Here is a 24,591-nt window from a genome sequence, read left to right on the forward strand (position 1 = left end):
ATATAAGTTATAAATACAAACACCCTATGTCAGTGTTGTGACATAGGGTGTTTTGCATACATTAGTTATTAGTCAGTCATTTATAATGATTAAACTAAATAGATCAACTGTGATATTATTTTTTGAGTTTTGGTTTTACGATAGCCAAGATAATGCAAGCCACAACGGAACCGATTGCAATGGATGCAAGGTAAAGAAGTGGGTTGCCGATTGTTGGTACTACGAAGATACCACCGTGAGGTGCACGTAATGTACATTCAAAGAACATGGATAATGCACCAGCTGTACCAGCACCGATGATGCAAGAAGGCAATACACGGATAGGATCAGCTGCGGCAAATGGGATAGCACCTTCTGTGATGAAGGAAAGCCCCATGATGTAATTTGTAATACCAGATTTACGTTCTGCTTCTGTGAAGCGGCTAGGGAAGAATGTTGTACAAAGGGCAATCGCCAATGGAGGAACCATACCACCAGCCATAACAGCGGCCATAATACCATATTCACCAGTTGCTAGAGCGCCTGTACCGATAACATAGGCTGCTTTGTTGACAGGACCACCCATATCAACAGACATCATAGCACCGAAGACAAGACCTAATAATACGCGGCTAGTAGTGCCCATTGTTTGCAAGGAATTCATAAGCCATTCGTTCAAAGCAGATACTGGTGGATTGATGATAAATGTAATAGCGATACCAATGAACAATACGCCCAGTACAGGGTAGAAGAGTACTGGTTTTGTACCTTCTAATGCTTGAGGTAATCCGGATACGAGTTTCTTAACTAACAGTACTAAGTAACCTGCTGCAAAGCCTGCAATCAAGGCACCGAGGAAACCAGAACCGCCTTGGCTTGCTAGCAAGCCACCAACGAAACCCGCTACAAGACCTGGACGGTCTGCAATACTCATAGCGATGTAACCAGCTAGAACAGGTAACATAAATCCGAAGGAAGCACCGCCGATTTTCATTAGGAATGCAGATAATGGTGTGCCAGAACCAAAGTTTTTGGCATTAGCTGGATCGAATGTGTCAAATAGGAATGCGAGAGCGATTAGAATACCACCGCCGATAACAAATGGCAACATGTGAGATACGCCATTCATCAAATGCTTGTAGATTTGTCGGCCAAAGCTATCTTTTGCATCGATAGCAGATTCAGCACTATCTTTGTCAGATTGAGAGGCATGGTATACCGGTACTGTACCAGACATAGCTTCACGCAATAATTCTTCTGCTTTATTAATGCCGTTTGCCACCTTAGTTTGAATCATTGGCTTGCCATCAAATCGAGCCATTTCAACTTGGCGGTCAGAAGCGACGATGATGCATTTAGCATGCTCGATTTCTTCTGCTGTAAGTGCATCCTTAATGCCAGAAGCACCATTCTTTTCTACCTTTAAAGAAATGCCCATTTCCTTAGCTTTACGTTCCAAGGATTCGGCAGCCATGTATGTATGAGCAATGCCAGTAGGACAGCCTGTAACAGCTAATACTTCGTAATGTGGATTATCTACAGATACCTTAGGAACTACCTTTTCGATAGCCTCTGTAGCTTTTGCTTCGATAGCATCGGTAATGCTTGGTGCTTTTTCATCTTCCGTCTTGATATAGCCTTCTACAGATGGATCAAAGTTGCCTTCTTCTTTGGCGGTGATAAGTTCTAGAAAACGGTCTACTGTAGCAGCTTGGATGAGAGCGTTTTTGAAGTCCGGATCAATTACCATAGTGGCTAATTTGCTCAATACCTCTACATGAGTGTCTGCAGCGCCTTCTGGTGCTGCAATCATGAAGAATAGGCGAGATGGTTGTCCATCGAGGGCCTCGAAATCAACACCGTTAGGAACGACCATAGCAGCAAGGCCAGCTTCCTTTACACCTGCTGATTTAGCATGTGGTGTGGCGATACCGTCGCCAAGGCCAGTAGAACCGGATTCTTCGCGGGCAAAGACAGCTTCTAAGTATTCTGCCTTGTCAGATAGGTTGCCGCCTTTATCCATTAAATCACCTAGAGTGTAAATGGCATCCGCTTTGTTAGTTGGTGATGCATTCAGCAGGATTGATTGGGGCTTTAATAAATCAGTAATCTTCATGTGTGTACTCCTTACTGTACATATATAATGAATAATAAAATTAACGAATGGTGTTAAGCAAGGCGAGGACCTCGTCCTTGGTGGCTAGATTCTCCGAAAAGGCTGAAGCAGAGCCTGTAGCAATACCCCAATAGAGGGCTTGTTGTAAATCTTGGGTGTTGAGGTATCCAGTCATGAAACCAGCTACCATAGAATCGCCGGCACCAACGGAGTTAATAAGCGTTCCTTTAGGTGCAGGACTTGTATAGACTGTACCATCAGCGGATACCAAGATAGCACCATCTCCAGCCATGGAGATGAGCACATGTTGTGCACCTTGGGACTGTAATTTTTTAGCTGCAGTGACTAAATCATCTTTTGTAGACAATGTACGTCCGAAGATTTCGCTTAATTCGTGATTGTTTGGTTTGATTAAAAATGGTTTGTATGGCAATACACGAGTTAATAGATCCTTAGTTGCGTCTACGACGATATGAATATGTTTATTAGCTAAGCGCTTCATAATGATTTCGTACATATCACTTGGGAGGCTAGACGGAATGCTGCCTGCTAAGATTAATGTATCTTGCTCTGTTAATGCATCAAGTTGGGCGTATAAGGCCTGTAGTTCCTCATCGGCTATGATAGGACCACGACCATTGATTTCCGTTTCTTCATCGGATGCTTTTACTTTAACATTGATGCGGGTTAAACCCTCTCTAAGACGGATAAAGCTTTCACGAACGCCAAATTCATTGAGCTGACGCACAATTTCATCACCTGTAAAGCCAGCGATAAAACCGAGTGCCGTTGTATCCATGCCTAGGTTATTGAGGACGATGGATACATTGATACCCTTGCCACCGCCCAGCACATATTCTTGTTCAGTGCGATTGATTGTACCTGTGGTTAAGTGGTCTAAGCGAACGATATAATCCAATGCAGGATTGAAAGTAATCGTATAAATCATAAGTTTTCCTCTATATTTCGTATAAATAGAATGTATTAATGGACTTGTTGTTCCTTGCGTCGTAAGCGATACCAGTAGATAAGTGGTACTAAGTATAAGAAGAACGCAAAGGGTACGTAACCGGCAGGCGAGACATCCATCATAATGACAGGTACGAGTGCCGCGATATTCCATGGTTGTAAGGCTGCAATAAGGATGCCGCTGTTTTCAAAGTCTAGCATGACATCTTCATCATGAATGCGTTCCTTTGCATAGGTGGTACGCATAATTGAATGCGTCATGATTACTGCAATTGCTTGACTACAACCTAGAGCACCTGTAATAAATGCAATTAGTACATTCGACGCAAAGAGTTTGGCGCGACCTGATACGTGTTGTAAAAGGCTGCGAATATCATTCCAAAAACCAACGCCTTCAAGCATGCCGGAAATGGAACAAGCCATGAATATAGATAGGGTTGGTATCCACATCATTTGTAGGCCTCCGCCGTGGATAATATCCGATAGCGGATTATAATCCGGCAGATGGAACCCCAATACGGTAAATTGTAACATATCCATTACTGTATAATTTTGATGGATAACTGCGAGGATGGTTGCCGCCAGTGCACTAATACCAATAGGCCAACGTATAGATAGCTTTGTTGGTAACAAACCAATAATGATAAGAACTGGTATCCATAATGTCCAATGGATATTAAACACGAAATGAATCGTATCCGGTAGATAACTGTTAGTGTAGTCTAGTGGAAACCATAGGGATAAGAGTAGATACAATATACAGCTGATGATGAGAGCAGGTAAGCTATCTTTCAACATGATTGGTATATTGCTATTTACTTTGGTGTGCGTTAGAGCAGCTACGAGAGAGGCGCTAGAGGATAGAGGTGAGTTTCTGTCTCCTAAATAGGCGCCTGCCATAATGGCACCTGCTACAATATCAATAGGCAGATTACCAGCTTTGGCAATTGTAATTAGTACAATACCGATGGTGCCCACTGTTCCTAGCGATGTACCAAGTAACATACTCACGCAGGATGTAATTAAAAATGCGCAGATTATGAAAAGATTTGGATTAATCAATTCAATACTAGACGCAATAATCATGGGAATAATCCCTGATGCTTGCCACATGGCTATGAGCCAGCCGATGAGCAAAAAGATTTGCATAACCACGATTGAGGTTTTGGCACTGGTCCAGGACATGCGGAGTAAGTCTTTTGGATTATATCCTTGTCGATATAGAGCGTAAGCGAAGCACAACCATACGAGGATTAATGCGTAGCCGATGGGGACACTAAACATGACAGATGCGAGAATAATGATGATAGAAACGATTAATGATATCAATAGTCCCATATTATTTGGCATCATGGTGCGCCCTTGTTTATATTTTAGGTATGCCTGTAATAGTAATTGTAGCCACTTCATATTATTCGATAGGAAGTTCGGTTTCGAATACTTCCTCAGCAGGGCCCGTCATAAGAACCGTGCCATCCTCCAAATAACTGATGTGTAATGTGCCAAGATATAATTCTACATCGACCTCGCGTCCTGTAAGACCTTTTTTATGGGACATAACAGCAGATGCGCAGGAACCTGTACCACAAGCAAGCGTGGCGCCAGCACCGCGTTCCCAAGTGCGGACCTTAATATGGTGGTCGTTTACGACCTCGACATAGTTCACGTTTGTATTGGATGGGAATGCATCGTGTTTTTCAAGAATTGGACCTTGTGTTGTAACCGGTGCTTTCGTGATGTCGTCCACAAAAACCTCTGTGTGCGGTACACCGAGAAGAACGGAACTTACTGTTACTGTTTCGCCATTTACATCGAGGTCCACATCGATGACCTTATCCATGGTTACATTCATAGGAATGTCTTTGCTGTTAAAGAACGGTTTGCCCATGTCTACTGTCACTTGTGTAACAATGCCATTTTCAATGGTTAACGTTGGTTTCATAACGCCTGCTAATGTTTCGATGGTGAAAGTATCTTTTGTAATTTCACCGTGTTCATAGGCATATTTTGCAAAGCAACGAATGCCATTACCACACATTTCTGCTTCGCTGCCGTCTGAGTTGATGATGCGCATGCGTACATCGCATGTATTAGATGGTACAACGATTACAAGACCATCGGCGCCGATACCTGTACGACGGTCGCAGAGGCGGATGGCGAGATCTGTATAATCTTTATTGGCCCCTTGTGAGTCAGAAAAGAGGATAAAATCGTTGCCGAGGCCATGCATTTTTGTTAATTTCATACATACTCCTATTCGATGTCACACTAGATAAATGCGACTATTCCTTACAATAGAGTAGACTTTCACTATGATACTCGTGAAAGTCTACGGTTAACTATATATAATATAACATTATATCACAGATAGGGTCTCTCTTTATTGTTCAATGTAAAAATGTTAAAATATAATGTAATGTAGTTTATCGGATATAGAAAGAGGAACACACATGCGAATTCAAGGGATTTCTGGATCTCGAGGCGTTGCTGTTGGCAATGTGTACAAATATATACAAGAAGAAATCGTAATACCTGATTATGAGGTGACTGATGACCAAGTAGAGGGTGAAATTGGCAAATTTGCTAGCGCTATGGCTGCAACCCTTAAACAATTAGATACGATTCGTCAAAAAGCATTGGTTGATATGGGGGCAGATGAGGCTGCTATTTTTGAAGCTCATATGCAAATCGCACAAGACCCATCCTTGTCTGATGGTATCAAGTCCCTTGTAGAAAATTCAAAGATGAACGTCGTAGCTGCTACGGCGCAAACGATAGAAACCTTTGCGGCTATTTTCATCGGCATGGATGATCCATATATGCGTGAACGTGGTGCGGATATTAAAGATATTGGCGATCGTTTGATGCGTAACATGCTTGGCATGAACCCTCGTGGTTTATCTCATATTTCCGGTGAGGTTATTATCGTGGCTCACGATTTGGCTCCATCTGATACGGCTTCACTAGATAAAAATGTTGTAAAAGGTATCGTAACAGCTGCTGGTGGTCCGACATCTCATGCAGCTATCATGGCGCGTACCTTAGAAATTCCTGCCGTTATGGGCGTTGGTGATATTGAAAGCTTTACTGACGATGTGCGTGCTGTTGTACTTGGCACTGATGGTGAAGTGATTACGGAACCATCCGATGAAGAGTGGGAACGTTATACAAAAGAAGCTGCAGATTTCCAAGACGAGTTGAAACGTTTAAAGGACTCTGCTAATTTAGAAGCCGTTACAAAGGACGGACATCATGTTGATTTATTCGGTAATATTGGTAAATCCAAAGATGCGGACCATGCGTTGACCATGGGCGCTCAAGGTATTGGCCTATATCGCACCGAATTCCTTTACATGGAAAATGATGAACTACCTACAGAAGATGTACAGTTTGAACAATATAAACAAGTAGCAGAGAGTATGAAGGGCCAACCTGTCATCATCCGTACTATGGATATCGGTGGTGATAAGGAATTAAAATGCCTAGACTTACCTGAAGAAATGAATCCATTCCTCGGGTATCGTGCCATTCGTATTTCCTTGAACCGTCCGGATATTTTTAAGGTCCAATTACGTGCACTCCTTCGGGCCAGTGCGTTTGGCGACATTCACATCATGTATCCTATGATTGCATCCGTAGAAGAGGTTAAAGCGGCAAACGCTATGCTCGACGAATGCAAGGAAGAATTAATGGCTGAAGGGGTAGCTTTCAATACAGATATCAAAGTAGGTATTATGATTGAGGTGCCAGCGGCAGCCGTTATTTCTCCGATTTTGGCTAAATATGTAGATTTCTTTAGTATCGGTACCAATGACCTTTGCCAATACACATTGGCGGTTGACCGTATGAATGAGGCCATCGGCAATTTATATCAACCATTGCATCCCGCTGTATTACGCCTTATCAAACACGTAATTGATGCGAGTCACGAACAAGGTAAATTTACAGGTATGTGTGGTGAGTTAGCTGGTGATCCAGTTGCAACTATGATTTTATTGGGATTAGGACTTGATGAATTCTCTATGACTGCATCATCCATTCCATTGATTAAAAATATTTTACGCTCTGTTACAAAAGCAGAATGTGAAGCATTTGCTCAAAAAGCATTGACTATGGATACAGCTGAAGAAATCACAGCCTATGCAAAATCATTACTCGCTGAAAAAGGTTTGGCATAGACCATAGCTTTCATAAAAACAAACTTGAATTTGATAGGGGTAAACTGATACAATACCTATATTAATAGCAAAGATATTAGGCGTTTTTGTGCGCTCCGTAGAAAGAGGTAACTCATGAAAGAAGTAACAGTAGAAATCACAAACGAATCTGGTTTACATGCTCGTCCAGCGACTGCATTTACACAATTGGCTGCAAAATTTGCGTCCAAATTGACAATCGCAGCAAATGGTAAAACCGCAGATGCTAAATCCATTTTGACTGTATTAACATTGGGTGCAACAAAAGGCACATCCGTAGTATTAACTGCTGATGGTGCTGATGAAGATGATGCATTAGCAGCACTTAGCGAGTTCTTAACAACGAACCACGACTAATACGCAAAAGAGGCAATACCCTGATCATTAGGATATTGCCTCTTTTTATTTTCCCATATTGGCAAAGCGCTCTACAGCAACTGTAAAGTCATTAATTGTTTTATCTACATCACCATGTTGTATACCATCGCGTACACAATGGTTGATATGTCCTTCGAGGACCACTTGGCCAACCTTATGCAACGCGGATTTGGCTGCATTGATTTGGGCTAGTACATCTTCACAAGGAATGTCTTCTTCAATCATTCGATCAATAGCTTGTACTTGACCTAAAATTTTACGCAATCGACGATGTAGATTGTCTGAATCCATACACTGTTTCATAATACTCCTCCAATTTGGGCATGCTTCATCATCTTATCTATTATACGACAATATGGTTAACAAATACAATACATACAAGTATGCTAAAAATAGATAACTTATGATACAATACAATCAATATATGATAGTTGTATTATAGGGATGTTATTAGTGAAAGTTTATATACTTAGAAGTCTGCTGTAAGGTAGATATAGGTGAATCTATGTTTATATTTCGAATGGTGCGCCGATTAGTTCTTATCATTTGCATAGTACTAGGGGCTATATATGTGTATGATACATATCAAAGCTATCAAGGAACAAATCGCGTTAGTAAGGCTCATACAACTGTAGAACAGACAATTGAAGAAAATGAAGATACATTAAGTCGGTGGGAACGCATGCATCGTATTTTTACCTTCCGAGAAAAGGTTGAAGCCGCGCTTCATCAACGTGTGCCAAGGGATAAATGGGTGAAATCTGAAAACATTCCAGACAATGCGAAACGAGCTCTAGTGGCCATTGAAGATAAACGCTATTACAAGCATGGTGCTATCGATGTGCTCGGTGTAACACGCGCTTTTTATGTTAACAGCGTTGCTGGTGAAACTGTTGAGGGTGGTAGTACTATCACACAACAATTGGTAAAAAATCTATTTCTATCGTCTAAACGGACGATGTCCCGTAAAGCGGAGGAAGCTATTCTAGCGGTAGAGATGGAGCATTACTATAGTAAAGATGAAATTTTAACTATGTATTTGAATACGGTCTATTATGGTCATAATTATTATGGTATAAAAGAGGCTGCCGAAGGGTATTTTGGTACCAGCCCTAGTCGATTGACCTTAGGTCAATGTGCAATGTTAGCGGCATTGCCCAATGCACCAACCTATTTGGATCCTTATGAAAATTATAAAGGTGCTAAAGCTCGGCAAAAATTAGTTCTCGCTCAAATGGTAGATCAAGGTATGATATCTCAAGCGGAGGCGGACTATGCATATAAGCAAGAACTTGGTATAGAATAATATATTCATTAATATGACACTACATAGAAAACAATCATGGTGCTATACATACTCGCATCATGATTGTTTTTATTTACATATATTATTCGTAAACGAAATATATTATATAATTGAATAAAATTTCTGCTTGCATTTATAAATATGCAGTGATATACTAACACCTGTAGTCGATAAGACATGAAGAATTCATAATGAATTCGTAGTATAATAATAAATGGTATGAATCATACCTAGTATAATTTAGTTTATGAGGTGTTATCATGGGTAAAGCAAATAAAGTAGTACTCGCATATTCTGGTGGTTTAGACACATCCGTTATCATTCCTTGGTTAAAAGAAAATTATGGCGCTGAAGTTATCGCAGTGTGCGTAGACTTGGGCCAACCTGAGGATTATGATGCAGTTGAGAAAAAAGCAATCAAATCCGGCGCATCTAAAGCGTACATCGTTGATGCTAAAGAAGACTTCGTAAAAGATTATGTATGGCCAACAGTGAAAGCTGGTGCTGTTTATGAAGGCAAGTATTTATTAGGTACATCCTTCGCTAGACCTTTAATCGGTAAAATCCTTGTAGATATTGCTAAAAAAGAAGGCGCTGATGCTATCGCTCACGGTGCGACTGGTAAAGGTAATGACCAAGTTCGTTTTGAACTTGCTATCAAAGCATTGGCTCCTAATATGAAAATCATCGCTCCTTGGAGAGAATGGGATTTGAAATCCAGAACAGACTGCATGGAATATGCAGCTAAACATGATATTCCAGTTGTAGCTACGAAATCCCATCCATATTCCATGGACCAAAACGTATGGCATTTGTCCCATGAAGGCGGCGATCTTGAAAATCCAGCAAATGCGCCTAAAGATGATGTGTACTTGGTAACACATACGCCTGAACAAGCTCCAGATGAAGCTGGTTATGTAACTGTATCCTTCAAAGATGGCGTACCTGTAGCAGTAGATGGCCAAGAAGGTACTCCATTACAATTGTTAGAAAAACTCAACGAAATCGGTGCACACTATGGCGTAGGCGTTGTAGATATCGTTGAAAATAGATTAGTAGGCATGAAATCCCGTGGCGTTTATGAAAACCCAGGTGGATCCATCATCATGTATGCTCACAGAGAACTTGAATACCTTTGCCTTGACAGAGCTACATACCACTACAAAGAACTTATTGCTAACAAATACGCTGAACTTGTATACGATGGCATGTGGTTCGCACCATTGATGAACGCTTTGCAAGCATTCGTTGATGAAACTCAAAAAACTGTAACTGGTGAAGTAAAACTTAAATTGTACAAAGGCAACATTATTTCTGCTGGTGCAACTTCTCCATACTCCTTGTACAGCGAAGATTTCGTAACATTCGAAGAAGATGATGTATACAACCAAGCTGATGCGGCTGGTTTCATCAACTTGTTCGGTTTACCTCTTAAAATTAATGCATTAATGAAAGAAAAGGCAGGTAAATAATGGCTAAATTGTGGGGCGGGCGTTTCACAAAAGGCACAGATAAAGCGGTAGAGGATTTTACATCCTCTATCGCTTTTGATGCGCGGATGTACGCCGAAGATATTGCAGGCAGTAAAGCACATGCTACAATGCTGGCAAAACAAAATATTATCTCCGACGCAGATCGGGACGCTATTGTTGAGGGCTTAACAAAGATAAAAGGCCAAATCGATAAAGGTGAGTTCCCATTCTCCGTGGCTCTTGAAGATATTCATATGAATATTGAAAAGCGCCTAACCGATGATATTGGTGAAGCAGGTGGTCGTTTACATACAGGCCGTAGCCGTAATGACCAATGCGCAGTTGATTTACACATGTACGTGCGTAAAGCCGTAGTAGAAATGGGCGAGCTCATCGTAGATATGCAAAAAGCCCTCATCGAAACGGCTGAAAAATACAGCGATGTTATCATGCCTGGCTATACGCATTTACAACGGGCACAACCTGTATTGTTCGGTCATCATATGATGGCATACTTCTCTATGCTAGAACGCGACTTTGACCGTTTGTTGATGGTCTTCAAACACGCAGACATCATGCCACTTGGTGCAGGGGCCTTAGCTGGTTCTACATACGGTATTGATCAAACCTATACGCAAAAGCTACTCGGCTTCTCTCGTATTTACGAAAATAGTATGGATGCCGTATCCGACCGTGACTATGTAGTTGAATTCTTGTCTTTTGCATCTCTTGTGATGATGCACTTGAGCCGTCTTAGCGAAGAATTGATTTTGTGGTCTACCAATGAGTTTAACTTCATTGAACTCGATGATGCGCATTGCACAGGCTCTAGCATTATGCCACAAAAGAAAAATCCTGACGTATGTGAACTTGTTCGTGGTAAAACAGGTCGTACCTATGGTCATTTGTTGGGTCTTTTGACAACCTTGAAAGGATTGCCTCTTACCTATAATAAGGATATGCAAGAGGATAAAGAGGGTATTTTTGATGCTATCGATACAGTACACTTTGCATTGTCCATTAATGCGGCGATGATTCGCGGTATGAAGGTCAATGGGGCGCATATGAAAGCTGTCCTTGATGATGACTTCTCTAATGCTACAGATATGGCCGATTACCTTGCGAAAAAAGGCGTTCCATTCCGTGAAGCGCACGAAATTGTAGGCAATGCTGTACATCATTGTATCGAAAAAGGTTGTGTATTGCTTGACTTATCCGTTGAGGATTTCAAAGCAATTTCTCCATATTTTGATGCGGACATTCTAGATGCTATTTCCATTGAAGCTTGTGTAGCAGGTCGTAACAACTATTCTGGTACGGCTCCAGAATGTGTGAAAAGACAACGTAATAATGGGAAGCAAATTATTGCTAACGAAGAAGCACAAATCGATAGCTGGAAATCTATCGTAAACTCTGTACAAGAGTAAATCCTTTTTATTAGAATCATAGATGCTTTCTTAGTTTATAAAATTGGCTCCACCTTTAGGTGGGGTCAATTTTTGTCTATATTGGGTGGACTCGTAGCGGATAATGGTCTTGTGGAACAATACTATAATCTGAATAGATAGTGATTTTTCACACATTTAATTGATTAAACTAAAATAAAATGATACTCTTACATTCATCATACCGTTTCTAATCAAAAATAATATATAATTACTATATTTTTATTCAATTCGTGTAATATGCTTTGTCCACTAATAAAATACTTTTAATTTACCACCTATGGTGTTATTATTAATTCGAAAAACAAATAAAAACGGTACCTTCACATTCCCGCCCATTACAGCAGGAACTGAATGTACTTAGCGGTTTTAATATAGTTACGTGAATTATGGACGAGAAAAAATTCACCTTACGAAAGGGGATTGATACATGAAAACCACCGCTAAAAAAATGTCTGTATTCCAGCTAACCACAATGGTAGCAGCCAATATGCTAGGAGCTGGGATCATTATGTTACCAACCAATTTGGCTCAAGTTGGTACTATTTCAGTGTTATCTTGGCTCGTGACGGCTGTGGGTGCGCTTTTGCTAGCGTATATTTTTGCTCAAGCGGGTATGTTCTCTCAAATTAAAGGAGGCATGGGCGGTTATGCAGAACACCGCTTCGGTAAGACTGGACATTTTATGGCGAGTTATGCTTATAGCATATCTCTCATCATTGCTAATATAGCGATTGCAGTTTCCGCAGTTGGCTATGGCTCAGAATTCTTTGGTGTTGATCTAAATGCAACGCAAACAAGTCAAGTAACGATTGTCTTGTTATGGTTTGCAGCGATTTTGAATTTTAGAGGAAATCGCTTTACAGGTCAGCTCAGCAATATTACGATTTGGGGTTGTGTTGTGCCGGTTCTTCTAATCGGTACAATTGGTTGGTTCTGGTTTAGCCCAGATACGTATTTAGCGGCATGGAATCCAAACGACTTGCCGTTCTTTGAAGCAATTAAACAATCTATTGCTTTAACATTGTGGGGATTCCTAGGGTTTGAATCTGCAGCAGCAAATGCAGATGCTGTAGAAAATCCAAAGAAAAACGTGCCAATTGCAACATTTGCAGGTACATTAGCAGTGGCGGTGATTTACATCTTGTCTACAAACGTTATGGCCGGTATCGTGCCTAACACAGAATTACTTAATTCCAATGCACCATTTGGTCTCACATTTGCATACATGTTTAATGACACAATTGCAAATGTTATCATGGCGCTCATGATTATCTCTTGCTGTGGTGCTTTACTTTGCTGGCAATTTACATTGTCTCGCGTATTCAAGAATGCAGCAGAGGCAGGTTATTTCCCTAAGGTGTTTGCTCGTGTAAACAGCAAGGATGCACCTGTGCGTGGCGTATTTATCTTATTAGCGATTGAAACAATTCTTACATTGTTCACAGCTAATGATTCTTTACGCGATCAATTCGAGACATTGGTAAACCTTGCGGTTGTAACTAATGTAGTGCCTTATATTCTCTGCATTCTTGCAGTACCAACTATGATGCACATGTCTGGATTGGAAAAACGTCGTATTGATCGTTTCTATTTCGTTGCTGTTGCAGGTGTTTTATACTGCTCATACGCAGTATATGCGTGCGGTGTTGATGCCATGCTCGGTAGTGCTGTTGCAGTAACTATTGGCATTTGCATTTATATGATACGCAAAGGTTGGTTAGCGTATCGTGCACAACGATTCCAACAAAGTATCGATTAATTGAATACTTTCTCGTCTTATAGAGGCTGTCACTTCGGTGATAGCCTCTTTTGGTTATATGTATAGCAAAATGTTTTATATGTAAATTAAATTAAAATACAAATGTAAATATATACGTTTATATACAGAAAAGAAAAGTAAATAAAGTATTTATTTCAAAAAATGGGGCACAATATACGAATTAATGCATGTAAATGATAATGAATATTGCTTTTATGAATAAATATGATTGATTGACAAATATACAGTAGGGGGTATATGTATTGCTGGAGAATTATAAATATAGTATATTTATAATTAATAAAAGTGAATAAACTGAGTGTCGGTTTTACCGAGCGTAAAAGAGGAAAATGGGTGTAAATCCTATACTATGAAAATAGCTGTAATGAGGAGCGATATTTCGTATTAGGGTCACTGGGAAACTGGGAAGGCAGAAATATTGTGATGAATCAAAAGTCAGAAAGCCTGCTCAATCTTGAGGAACATTGTGCTAGAACACGGTGTTTTAATTTAGGTTAGTCAGGTAGGCTAATCTTTTTTTATGGTTATTTCATAGATCTTATTATACAGCATCATATTATATGTTTACTTTCTATGTTTATTCACTATTATGTGTTTTTATTTGAAAAGGGTATAGGAGGTGCCTATGGGCAAACGCTTTGCCAAACAACTAGGACAGTTTATTGTCACCTTGTTTGGCATCACATTTTTGACATTTTGTCTCACCTATTTAGCTCCAGGGGACCCAGTTACGATGCTACTGGAAACGGCGGATACCATCGTGTCTCAAGAAACGATTGATGAAACTCGAGCACAATTAGGCTTGGATAAGCCGTTTATCGTACAGTATGCAAACTGGGTAGTCAATGCAGCACAAGGTGACTTAGGAATGAGTTACTCTGCTAAAAAACCGGTAGTAGATCGCATGTTAGAAGCATTACCTGGTACGCTTGCATTGGCAGGAACCGCATTGGTATTTACGATTCTCTATGCCTTACCGGCAGGTATACTGAGTGCGTATAATCGGAATAAATGGATAGACTATGTGCTGAGAAGCCTTTCCTTCATAGGCGTATCTATGCCGACATTCTGGTTAGGCCTTGTATTAATTTACATCTTTGGCTTAAAGCTCGGTTTAGTTCCAATCGCTTCATCTCGTATAACGGCGACAGGTGTTATTTTACCGGCTGTTACATTAGCGGTTGTTGTAGGCTCTAAATACATGCGTCAGGTTCGACTCGTTATCCTTGAAGAGATGCAAAAGGATTACGTTATCGGTGCCCGTGCTCGTGGCGTGAGCGAAATGAAAATTTTATTCGGTCATATTTTGCCTAATGCCGTATTGCCATTAATCACCATTTTAGGTGTTCTTATTGGTTGGTTATTAGGTGGTGTAGCGGTAGTTGAAATGGTATTCTCCTGGCCTGGCCTCGGGAATATGGCAATCTATGCCATCACCATGCGTGACTATCCATTGATTGAAGGTTTTGTGTTATGGGTTGCTATTGCATACATGTGTATCAATGCTTTAGTTGATGCATCCTATGTTCTATTGGACCCTAGATTGAAAAGGGAGAGAGCATAATGAAAGAATTTATTCAGAAACATAAATTGTTCTCTTTCTACACTGCATTGATGCTCGTCATCGTATTCATTGCTATCTTTGCACCATGGCTTGCTCCGGGCGATGCTTTCACATCGGATATGTCCAAGGCATTACAAGCACCTAGTGCTCAGCATTGGTTTGGTACCGACAAATTGGGCCGTGACGTATTGTCTCGTATCATTTATGGTACTCAATTATCCTTGTTCATGGGTGTATCCATCGTAGTGATTATGGTGAGCATTGGTACAGTCATCGGTGCCGTAGCAGGTTACTTTGGTGGCAAGGTTGAAATGGTTCTTATGCGCTTGGCGGATATCATGTTATCTTTCCCAGGGGTAGTGCTCGCCATTGCCATCGCCGGTATCTTAGGTGGTAGTATTGTAAATACCATCTTAGCATTATCGGTTGTAGGATGGGCTAAATATGCGCGACTTGTGCGTTCTATGACGTTGAAAGTACGCGGTGAAGAATATGTAACGGCTGCCGTTATGATGGGGGCCTCTACATGGACGATTTTACGTCGTCATATTATTCCTAATATTTTGCCACTCGTTGTAACTACAGGTGCTCTTGATATTGGGGCTATTATGATTGAGGTAGCAGGTTTATCCTTCCTTGGATTTGGTGCGCAACCACCTACACCAGAATGGGGGCTTATGCTAAATGAAGGTCGTCAATACTTGCAAACAAGTCCTTGGCTCATGGCATTCCCTGGTATGTCTATTTTAATCGTAGTAGCTGTTTTCAATCTTTGGTCTGATTCTTTACGCGATGTAGTGGATCCTAAGAATCAAGGTTAATCTTAGTTTTTGGAATCTTTATTAGGCCTTTGCGGCATAATAATGATATATAAGCTTTGTATATTGTGTTAATAAGGAGATTTTAAATGAAAAAATCTTGGAAAAAGGCTCTTTTAGCAGGTCTTAGCATTGTAATGATGGGTTCCTTCATCGCTGGCTGTGGCTCTGATAATAATGGCGCTGCTAACAAGGATGTTTTAAAAGTTGGTGTAACTAACTTCGCATCCACATTAGAACCTACAGAAAACTTCTTCGCATGGGTCGTTATGCGTTATGGTGTGGGTGAAACATTGGCTAGATTTGATGAACAAATGAAGCCACAACCTTGGATTGCTTCTAAATGGGAAGTATCTCCAGACCATAAAACATGGACGTTTACCATCAACGATAAGGTAAAGTTCTCCAATGGTAAAAAGGTTGATGCAGCAGCTGTAAAAGCATCTATCGAACGGGCATTTGAAAAATCTAACCGTGCAAAAACATTCTTCGAATATGATTCCATCGAAGCTAATGGTCAACAATTAGTTATTCATACAACAAAAGAATATCCTAATATGCCTGGTCTTTTAGCTGACCCATTGTTCCTAATCGTTGACGTTCAAGCTGAAAAAGATGGCCGTAACTTTGCTAAAGAAGGTCCTATCGGTACAGGCCCATACGTAGTTAAATCTTTCACAAAAGAACGTGCTGAAATGGCAGCCAACGAAAACTACTGGGATGGCACAGTACCTTTCAAAACTGTAGAAATTCCTTCCATCGACGATCCTAATACGCGTGCTATGAGCTTGCAATCTGGTGATGTTGATATGGCGGTTAACATCGGTGCTGGTGAAATGGGCTTATTCCAAAATAACGATAAGTTCAAGGTTGATGAAATCGCATCTCTTCGCGTAGTATTGGCTCGTATTAACCAAAAAGGTGTTCTCGGTGATGATAAAGTTCGTGCAGCTGTTATTTCCGCAACAGACCGCAAAAACTATGCAGATGTGTTGCTTAAAGGTACATTCATCCCTGGTTCCGCTCCAATTCCACCATCCATGGACTATGGCTTCAAAGATTTGAAAGATCCTAATGCATATAATCCTGATCGCGCAAAACAATTGTTAGCAGAAGATGGTTGGAAAGATACTGATGGTGATGGCATCCTTGATAAAGATGGAAAACCATTAACATTCAATTTCGTTGTATATAACTCTCGTGCTGAATTGCCACTTTATGCCGAAGCTGTTCAAGCAGACCTTAAAAAAGTGGGTATCGACATGAAAATCAAAACAGTTGACTATAACTTGATTGATAAAATGGGTCAAGATGGCGACTATGATATGCTTATCTCCAACATCGTAACTGCTAATACAGGCGATCCAATCTGGTTCTTAGCTAACTACTGGCATACTAATGACAATGGTTCCAACCCTCAAAACGGTTCTGGTTACTCCAATCCACAAGTTGACCAATTGTTAGATGCTGCTGAAACTGAATTCGACCCTGCAAAACGTCGTGACTATGCAATTCAAATTCAACAATTATTGATGAATGACGGTGCTGCATTATTCTTAGGTTACCCTAAAACTAATATCGTTACTGGTTCTTACTTGAAAGGTGCAGTCATGTATCCAAGTGATTACTACTGGATTACAAATAAAATTACTAAATAATAAGGAGCTATAATGGCAGAAAACGTACTCACAGTAGAACATCTTAGTATCGCGTATCAAGGCGTGCCTGCTGTTATGGATGTAAATTTTACCTTGGAACGCGGCAAGGTATTGACCATTGTAGGGGAATCCGGATCCGGTAAGACTACCGTGATCCGCGCCCTCATGGGGTTATTACCAGTCGGTGGTGAGGTTACAGAAGGGACACTGCTATTTAATGGTAAAGACCTTCGAAATCTTTCAAAATCCGAATGGCGTTCCATACGTGGTAAAGATATGGCCATGATTTTCCAAGATAGCGGTAGTGCACTCGACCCGATTGTACGCATTGGTAAACAATTTAGAGAACTATTCAAAGCTCACATTGAAATCTCCAATGACGAATGTGATCGTCGTGCTATTGAATTATTAGAGTCTGTTGCGTTACCTAATTGCGCAGATATCCTTCGCCGCTATCCACATGAGCTATCTGGCGGTCAACGCCAACGTGTTGGTATTGCCATGGCATTAGCCTTAGACCCAGCATTACTCATCGGTGATGAACCAACATCTGCTCTAGACGTGACAACACAATCTCAAGTTGTTATGCAAATGATGGAATTATCTAAAGTGCATAATTCCGCTATCGTTATGGTAACCCATAACCTTGGTGTAGCAGCGTATATGTCCGATTACATCATCGTTATGAAAAAGGGCCGTGTTGTAGATGCAGGTACGCCACAAGATATCTTAGAAAACCCATCTAATGAATACACAAAACAACTAAAAGATGCGGTACCAACATTGGGAGGAGGTCGTTACATTGACTAAATACGCTGTAGAAATTAAAAATGTATACAAACGATTCCCTCTTCCGACTGGCGGAGAGCTAGAAGCATGTAAAGATATCAATATTACCCTTGAAAAAGGGCAGTCTCTTGGTATTGTAGGTGAATCTGGTTCTGGTAAAACAACTCTAGTTCGTATGATTATGAAGATGTTACCTATTACAGAAGGTGAAATCTACGTTGATGGTGTTGAAATTCAACACATGAATACAGAACAAACTAGAGAATATCGTCAAAAAATTCAAATGGTATTCCAAGATCCATCGGCAGCTTTTAATCCGCGTATGAAGGTTAAGGATATTATTCTTGAACCACTATATAATTTTGGGCTTCTTGAAAAGGGAAAAGAAGAACAAATCGCTGGGGATTACCTTGAAATGGTAGATTTACCGCGTGAGTTTATGCATCGATTCCCACATGAAATGTCTGGTGGTCAACGTCAACGTGTAGCCATTGCTCGTGCTATCGTATTAGAACCTGAAATCCTAGTATTAGATGAAGCAACAAGTGCTCTTGACGTATCCGTACAGGATTCCATAGCGGACCTATTGGCTCGCTTACAAAAAAAGAAAAATTTAACATACCTATTTATTGCTCATGATATTGCGTTCATTCGTACAATGTGCCACAAAGTGGTTGTTATGTACAAAGGTGCTATCGTTGAAGAATTAGATGCATTCCATTTAGCTGATGCGAAGCATCCTTATACAAAGGTTCTATTGAGTTCTATCTTTGAAATTGGTCAAGATCATAAACCACTTTCATTAGAAGAAGCTACATTAGAAGCATAATAGTATATGCATGAGGCTCGCTTTAAAATGAATTAAAGTGTATAGGTTAAGTAAAAATAGCAGTTAGTTGATGGGCTAACTGCTATTTTTTCATAATATACAGGTATGAAAATTATTTTAGTTGGGCCGTTGTAAGATATGGTGTGGGTGAAACACTTATCAAGTACGATGATCAAATGAAAGCAACCCCGTGGCTTGCATCTTCTTGGAAACAAAGTGATGATAAGTTAAGCTGGACCTTCAAAATTAATGACAAAGTAAAATTCTCAAATGGTAATCCTTTGACGGCAGAAGCTGTAAAATCTTCATTAGAAAGAACCTTTGCCAAGAATAATCGTGCAAAAACTTTCTTTAACTATACAGAAATCACCGCAAATGGTCAGGAGCTTACCATTAAGACAGACAAGCCATATTATAACTTGCCAAGTTTACTAGGGGACCCATTATTCCTTATTGTTGATGTGACGAGCGAAGCAAATGGTCGCAATTTTGCTAAAGAAGGACCCATTGGTACTGGTCCGTATGTAGTTGAGTCTTTCACAAAAGAACGTGCAGAACTCAAAAGAAATGATAATTACTGGGATGGCAAGGTAGGTTTTAGTAGGGTTGAAATTCCATCCATTAATGATGCGAATACACGGGCTATGGCGTTGCAATCCGGTGATGTGGATATGGCGATTGGCATCGGACCTGGTGAATATGGGATTTTCCAAAATGATAAGAATTTCACTATCTATGAAGTGGCATCCTTGCGTGATGTATTTGTTCGGATGAGTCAAAAAGGCAAGCTGAGCAATCCAAATCTTCGTGCTGCACTTTTCCTTGGATATCCTAAAATTAATATCGTAGGCAATAAACACATCGATGGTATTAAGATGACACCATCCGAATACTATATGATTACGAAAGATTTAAAACGAAAATAATCGCATCTGTAACAAATTATTCAGCCCAGTTATAATTATATAAATAGTTCTCATTTGCTTGACTAAATACTATAGTTTATAGTGTTTTTATATTGATATAATAATTCATTTATATCGACAATTATTGAAAAAGTTAAACGTATAGTAGGAGGTTAACATGGGGCTTAAAAAGTATTCATTGTTTGGTGCTTTCATATTATTAGTGGGAGCTTTAATCTTTTCAGGATGTGGAAAAGATACAAATAAAGATACATTAAAAGTAGGTGCTATGTCCTATGCAGAGACTTTAGAGCCTACGGAGAATTACTTTAGTTGGGGGATTGTTCGTTATGGAATTGGAGAAAATCTCGTTAAATTTGATGATTCTATGAAACCACAACCATGGATTGCGTCTTCGTGGTCAGTCGGAGATGATCACAAGACTTGGACTTTTTCTATCAATGATAAGGTAAAATTCTCTAATGGTCGTAAGGTTACGGCACAAGCTGTTAAGGAATCCTTAGAGCGTACATTTGAAAAAAGTAAACGGGCAAAATCCTTTTTTGCCTATGACTCCATGGAAGCAAATGGGCAGACTTTAACCATTCATACCGATAAGGTGTATCCTAATCTACCCGGACTACTAGGGGATCCTTTATTTTTAATTGTAGATGTTCAATCAGAACGAGATGGCCGTGATTTTAGTAAAGAAGGCCCTATTGCTACGGGCCCTTATGTGCCTATATCTTTTACTAAAGAACGCATTGAGTTAGATAAGAACGAAAATTATTGGGATGGTGATGTGGGATTTAAACATGTAGTGGTAGATTCTATTAATGATGTAAATACTCGTGCTATGGCGTTGCAAGCAGGGGATATTGATATGGCTGTTAATATCGCCGCTAGTGAGTATGGATTATTTAAAGATAATAAGGATTATATTATTGAAGAAACCCCATCATTGCGTGTTGTTATGGTTCGAATGAATCATAATGGATATTTGAACGATATTAATGTAAGACGTGCTTTAGTTGCTGGTGCAGATCGTGAAAATTATGCTACAAAACTTTTTAAGGATACCTTTGTAGCGGGACGAACTCCATTGCCACCATCCTTGAATTATGGATATAACGATATCAAAATTCCTGAAACGTATAACCCAGAACGTGCTAAAATGTTGTTGGCACAGTCTGGTTGGGTAGATAGCGATGGAGATGGTTATGTAGATAAGGATGGTAAAAAGCTACGTCTTAATTTTTATACTTATACAGCAAGACCTGAGGTAATCTTATATGCAGAAGCATTACAGGTTGATTACAAAAAAATTGGTGTTGATGTGAATGTAGAAATCGTTGATTCTAGTGTAGTGGATAAGGTGACACGTTCTGGTGATTATGACTTGGCAATAACCAGTGTTTCAACTGCTAGCACTGGTAGTCCTGTATGGTTCTTAAAACAATATTGGGGGACCAACATAGATGGCTCAAATCCGACCAATGTGTCCGGTTTTAGTAATCCTAAATATGATGAATTACTAGCTTTGGCTGAAACTACTGTTGATGATACACAACGATATAATGCCATTGTTGAGGCACAAAAGATTTTGTTAGACGATAGTGCATCCTTGTTCTTAGGTTATCCTAAGATTAATATGATTTGTAAAAGCTATATAAAAGGGCTTAAGATTTCACCTAGTGAATATTACATCATTACGAAAGACTTGAAAAAAGAATAAGGTTTACTATTTGTAATGCAATAAAAGGACTAGTCTTTGGACTAGTCCTTTGTGCTGTGCAAATATTATTTTTTACTATCTACCGCATCAAGATCATTCATATCCACCTCGTTAGCACGGCCAATCATGCGATTGTATTTTACATATAATTGCGTATATGCTTCGCCATAGGAGGAGTTGATAATGATGTAATTTCTTGCTTCTGCAATAAATTCTTTTACAGCATCTTGATATTGTTTAACCGCAGCTTGCGTTTCTGGTTTTGTACCAGGTTGCAAGTCATTCAAGCGTTTTGTAATTTCTTGTAGATTAGTTTCGACCTTTTGTGTATCTGTATTACCGTCAGGATCGATAATATCTATGGTTTGAGATAATAGTATATTTAATTGAATGAAATTAACTGCATTGACTCTGTTTTCATCAGTGAATTCTTTCATGCGTTCTGTATACAATTCGTTATTACGATTTTCAAGTGCTAAATCGTATGCATTATAGGCCGCATTGAATTGATCCGCTAATGGTATATATTGGCTAGCTAAGTTATCACTACCTACAAAATTATCTTTTTCAAAAGTTCTATCTGTGTAGTAGTTTTGAAGTTGGTCAGCCACAGGAATTAATTGCGATAAGATGGTAAGTAATTCATCCGTCGCTTTATTTACATCCTCATATGGTGTGGAACTTTCTTCTTTAGCTGCTTCAAGCTGAGCTTTTAATTTCTTATAGTCAGGTAATGTTACAGACGTATTATGTGTATGATTGCGCAATTCTTCAAGGGTTGGTTGTATTTGATAGGTATAGGCAACACTATTCAAATTAAAGGTATCAGCTGCCTCAATATAAGGTCGTAAGGCATTGATCTTATCCTCAATTGTAGAGCGATATAATATTGTAGTTGCTTTATTGGATAGGAAATGATAAGCGCAATAAATCCCACCACCAATAACAGCAATCCCTAGAATTACGGCTAAGATTAATTTAATATAACCCTTTTTCAATTGCCAATACTCCTTGTAAAACGCGTTTGTGAAAAAATATCTATACTTTATATTCTATACAGTTGATATCAGTATTATTATAGCATAGATTAAAGGGGCAAAAAAGATACATATAACTGATAATTATTAAATAAATATTAAATATTATAAAGTGTTAATGGCTATTTTAGTAAGTAATATATTTATTGATATGCAATGCAGTGTATGTTTATTTCATATTTATAAGTTGGTATAATTAAATTAACAAATGGGAGGTGATTGGAATGGATTTTGAACGTCGCTATGATTCTATTGAAGAAGTTTTAGATGTAGCAAAGTCTGCAGAAGGTAAGCTTGTAAAGGAGTATGATGTAACTAATCGACTTGAGACGAAGAAAAATAAGGGAGGCATAGGTCAGATCATTGAAGAAGGCTTATTTCATATGGCTCCTAATAGTCGTGCAGAAGCTGATTTTGCTAACCTAAATCTTGAATTAAAGGTTACTGGCATAAAAACAAATGTAAAACAGACATCCTTCTCAGCAAAGGAAAGATTAGTACTCAATATTATTGATTATATGGAAGAGTATAAGCGTACTTTTGAAGAATCATCGTTGTGGCATAAGAATAAAAAAATTTTGCTTATGTTTTATAAATGGATTGATGGTGTGAATAAAGGGGAATTTCCTATTCTTAAATCCGTTATCCATCAATTTTCTGAATCGGATTTAGCTATTGTTAAGCAAGATTGGCAAATTATTATAGATAAAATCAAAGCGGGTAAGGCTCATGAAATTTCTGAGGGGGATACCATGTATCTTGCTGCTTGTACAAAAGGTGCTAATGCAAAGAGCATGCGAAAGCAACCTTTTTCTGATATTCCTGCAAAACAGAGAGCCTATTCGTTAAAGAACTCATATATGACTACTTATGTAAGACGAATTCTTATGAATGAAGACGTAATCTCAGTTTTCAAACCAGAAGAGTTAAAGTCTAAATCAGTTGATGAGTTATTACATGAAAGATTTGCACCTTATATTGGGCGTACATTATATGAATTAAAGCGTCACATTAACTTTGCAGAAAACAAGAATAAAGCGATGTATGCAAATCTAGTCAGTGATCTACTTGGTATAAAAGGCACTAGTCTTGATGATACTGAGGAATTCGCTAAGGCGAATATCAAATTTAAGACTATCCGTTTAGAACCAAATGGTGTTCCTCGTGAACATATGTCATTTGAACAAATTGACTTTGATAGATGGCTCAATGCATCTTGGGAAGAATCCCAAGTATATGAAACATTTGAAAATACAAAGTTCTTATTTGTTGTATTTCAATTTACTGAGACCGAACGAGAGAACCCTAACAGAGTACCTTATTTGAAAGGCATTAAGCTGTGGAATATGCCGGAGCAAATTATTGAGACCGAATTAAAAAATCTATGGCAAACAGTGCATGACATATTAGCAGTTGGTGTTGAATTAACACAAACGCCAAGAGGTGTGAAAAATAATTTGCCAGGAGTTAAGTTTAATGGTGTTTGCCATATTAGACCAAAAGCTTCTAATGCTGCTGATAAAGTTCAATTACCAGATGGCCAAATGATTACAAAGCAGACATATTGGTTAAATAGAGAGTATATTGCAGAAATAGTGAGAGAGTTATAATT

The 24,591-nt window shown here is 39.3% G+C and carries 19 protein-coding genes, 1 pseudogene and 1 riboswitch; of the genes and pseudogenes, 14 read left to right on the forward strand and 6 right to left on the reverse strand.

The annotated features are described in order from the left end of the window. Positions 1–115 precede the first annotated feature (115 nt). From HMPREF1504_RS05355 to dapF, 4 genes are read right to left on the reverse strand one after another with little or no spacing between them, the layout of a single operon-like run. The gene (locus HMPREF1504_RS05355) at positions 116–2,095 is read right to left on the reverse strand and encodes a fructose-specific PTS transporter subunit EIIC (RefSeq protein WP_038124076.1); all 1,980 of its coding nucleotides are present in this window, start codon (positions 2,093–2,095) and stop codon (positions 116–118) included. Positions 2,096–2,135: 40 nt separating this feature from the next. Continuing rightward, positions 2,136–3,044 (reverse strand): 1-phosphofructokinase, encoded by a 909-nt coding sequence (pfkB, locus tag HMPREF1504_RS05360; protein WP_038124079.1) that lies wholly within the window; start codon positions 3,042–3,044, stop codon positions 2,136–2,138. Between the two features lie 35 nt (positions 3,045–3,079). Then, positions 3,080–4,417, reverse strand: coding sequence for a Na+/H+ antiporter NhaC family protein (locus HMPREF1504_RS05365; protein ID WP_038124149.1), 1,338 nt, complete (start codon positions 4,415–4,417; stop codon positions 3,080–3,082). Positions 4,418–4,475: 58 nt separating this feature from the next. Beyond that, the gene (dapF, locus tag HMPREF1504_RS05370) at positions 4,476–5,309 is read right to left on the reverse strand and encodes a diaminopimelate epimerase (RefSeq protein ID WP_005381293.1); all 834 of its coding nucleotides are present in this window, start codon (positions 5,307–5,309) and stop codon (positions 4,476–4,478) included. 205 nt (positions 5,310–5,514) lie between these two features. Between dapF and ptsP the strand changes: the two genes are divergently transcribed. Beyond that, positions 5,515–7,242, forward strand: coding sequence for a phosphoenolpyruvate--protein phosphotransferase (gene ptsP, locus HMPREF1504_RS05375; protein WP_038124084.1), 1,728 nt, complete (start codon positions 5,515–5,517; stop codon positions 7,240–7,242). A gap of 114 nt (positions 7,243–7,356) precedes the next feature. Beyond that, positions 7,357–7,617, forward strand: coding sequence for an HPr family phosphocarrier protein (locus HMPREF1504_RS05380; protein ID WP_005377050.1), 261 nt, complete (start codon positions 7,357–7,359; stop codon positions 7,615–7,617). A 45-nt stretch (positions 7,618–7,662) separates the two neighbouring features. On the opposite strand, the gene HMPREF1504_RS05385 is transcribed toward HMPREF1504_RS05380, so the two are convergent. Beyond that, complete coding sequence (locus tag HMPREF1504_RS05385; RefSeq protein ID WP_005377006.1) at positions 7,663–7,941, reverse strand: metal-sensing transcriptional repressor; 279 nt, start codon at positions 7,939–7,941, stop codon at positions 7,663–7,665. Positions 7,942–8,143: 202 nt separating this feature from the next. Here HMPREF1504_RS05385 and HMPREF1504_RS05390 point away from each other — a divergent pair, with 202 nt between their 5' ends. The 11 genes and pseudogenes from HMPREF1504_RS05390 (at position 8,144) to HMPREF1504_RS05440 (ending at position 21,942) form a co-directional block, all read left to right on the forward strand. Continuing rightward, positions 8,144–8,944 carry a transglycosylase domain-containing protein gene (locus HMPREF1504_RS05390; RefSeq protein WP_005377117.1) on the forward strand — a complete coding sequence of 267 codons (801 nt, stop codon included), beginning with the start codon at positions 8,144–8,146 and terminating at the stop codon, positions 8,942–8,944. A 260-nt stretch (positions 8,945–9,204) separates the two neighbouring features. Beyond that, entirely contained in the window at positions 9,205–10,416 is a 1,212-nt protein-coding gene (locus HMPREF1504_RS05395; RefSeq protein WP_038124087.1) for an argininosuccinate synthase, read from the forward strand. Then, complete coding sequence (gene argH, locus HMPREF1504_RS05400) at positions 10,416–11,843, forward strand: argininosuccinate lyase (protein WP_038124090.1); 1,428 nt, start codon at positions 10,416–10,418, stop codon at positions 11,841–11,843. The genes HMPREF1504_RS05395 and argH overlap by 1 nt, the downstream gene beginning before the upstream one ends. A gap of 448 nt (positions 11,844–12,291) precedes the next feature. After that, complete coding sequence (gene potE, locus HMPREF1504_RS05405; RefSeq protein ID WP_038124094.1) at positions 12,292–13,623, forward strand: putrescine-ornithine antiporter; 1,332 nt, start codon at positions 12,292–12,294, stop codon at positions 13,621–13,623. 300 nt (positions 13,624–13,923) lie between these two features. Next, a riboswitch (cobalamin riboswitch) is annotated at positions 13,924–14,111 on the forward strand. A 158-nt stretch (positions 14,112–14,269) separates the two neighbouring features. Beyond that, positions 14,270–15,208, forward strand: a complete 939-nt coding sequence (gene nikB / locus HMPREF1504_RS05410; protein ID WP_005381292.1) for a nickel ABC transporter permease — start codon at positions 14,270–14,272, stop codon at positions 15,206–15,208. Then, the gene (gene nikC / locus HMPREF1504_RS05415; RefSeq protein WP_038124097.1) at positions 15,208–16,029 is read left to right on the forward strand and encodes a nickel transporter permease; all 822 of its coding nucleotides are present in this window, start codon (positions 15,208–15,210) and stop codon (positions 16,027–16,029) included. The genes nikB and nikC overlap by 1 nt, the downstream gene beginning before the upstream one ends. Before the next feature lie 86 nt (positions 16,030–16,115). Continuing rightward, the gene (locus HMPREF1504_RS05420; RefSeq protein ID WP_005381284.1) at positions 16,116–17,684 is read left to right on the forward strand and encodes an ABC transporter substrate-binding protein; all 1,569 of its coding nucleotides are present in this window, start codon (positions 16,116–16,118) and stop codon (positions 17,682–17,684) included. A gap of 12 nt (positions 17,685–17,696) precedes the next feature. After that, positions 17,697–18,494 carry an ABC transporter ATP-binding protein gene (locus HMPREF1504_RS05425; protein WP_005381283.1) on the forward strand — a complete coding sequence of 266 codons (798 nt, stop codon included), beginning with the start codon at positions 17,697–17,699 and terminating at the stop codon, positions 18,492–18,494. Continuing rightward, positions 18,487–19,302, forward strand: coding sequence for an ABC transporter ATP-binding protein (locus HMPREF1504_RS05430; RefSeq protein WP_005381281.1), 816 nt, complete (start codon positions 18,487–18,489; stop codon positions 19,300–19,302). The genes HMPREF1504_RS05425 and HMPREF1504_RS05430 overlap by 8 nt, the downstream gene beginning before the upstream one ends. Before the next feature lie 107 nt (positions 19,303–19,409). Next, positions 19,410–20,144: pseudogene (locus HMPREF1504_RS05435) on the forward strand (ABC transporter substrate-binding protein); the annotation flags it as partial. Positions 20,145–20,385: 241 nt separating this feature from the next. Continuing rightward, entirely contained in the window at positions 20,386–21,942 is a 1,557-nt protein-coding gene (locus tag HMPREF1504_RS05440) for an ABC transporter substrate-binding protein (RefSeq protein WP_005377055.1), read from the forward strand. Positions 21,943–22,007: 65 nt separating this feature from the next. Here the strand turns inward: HMPREF1504_RS05440 and HMPREF1504_RS05445 are convergent, their stop codons facing one another. Then, positions 22,008–22,940, reverse strand: a complete 933-nt coding sequence (locus HMPREF1504_RS05445) for a DUF3829 domain-containing protein (RefSeq protein ID WP_038124100.1) — start codon at positions 22,938–22,940, stop codon at positions 22,008–22,010. A 263-nt stretch (positions 22,941–23,203) separates the two neighbouring features. Here HMPREF1504_RS05445 and HMPREF1504_RS05450 point away from each other — a divergent pair, with 263 nt between their 5' ends. After that, a complete protein-coding gene (locus HMPREF1504_RS05450) occupies positions 23,204–24,589 on the forward strand; it encodes a Sau3AI family type II restriction endonuclease (protein WP_038124102.1) in 1,386 nt (461 codons plus the stop codon). Positions 24,590–24,591: the final 2 nt, after the last annotated feature.

The sequence above is a fragment of the Veillonella sp. ICM51a genome, assembly GCF_000524355.1.
Lineage (GTDB): Bacteria > Bacillota > Negativicutes > Veillonellales > Veillonellaceae > Veillonella > Veillonella atypica.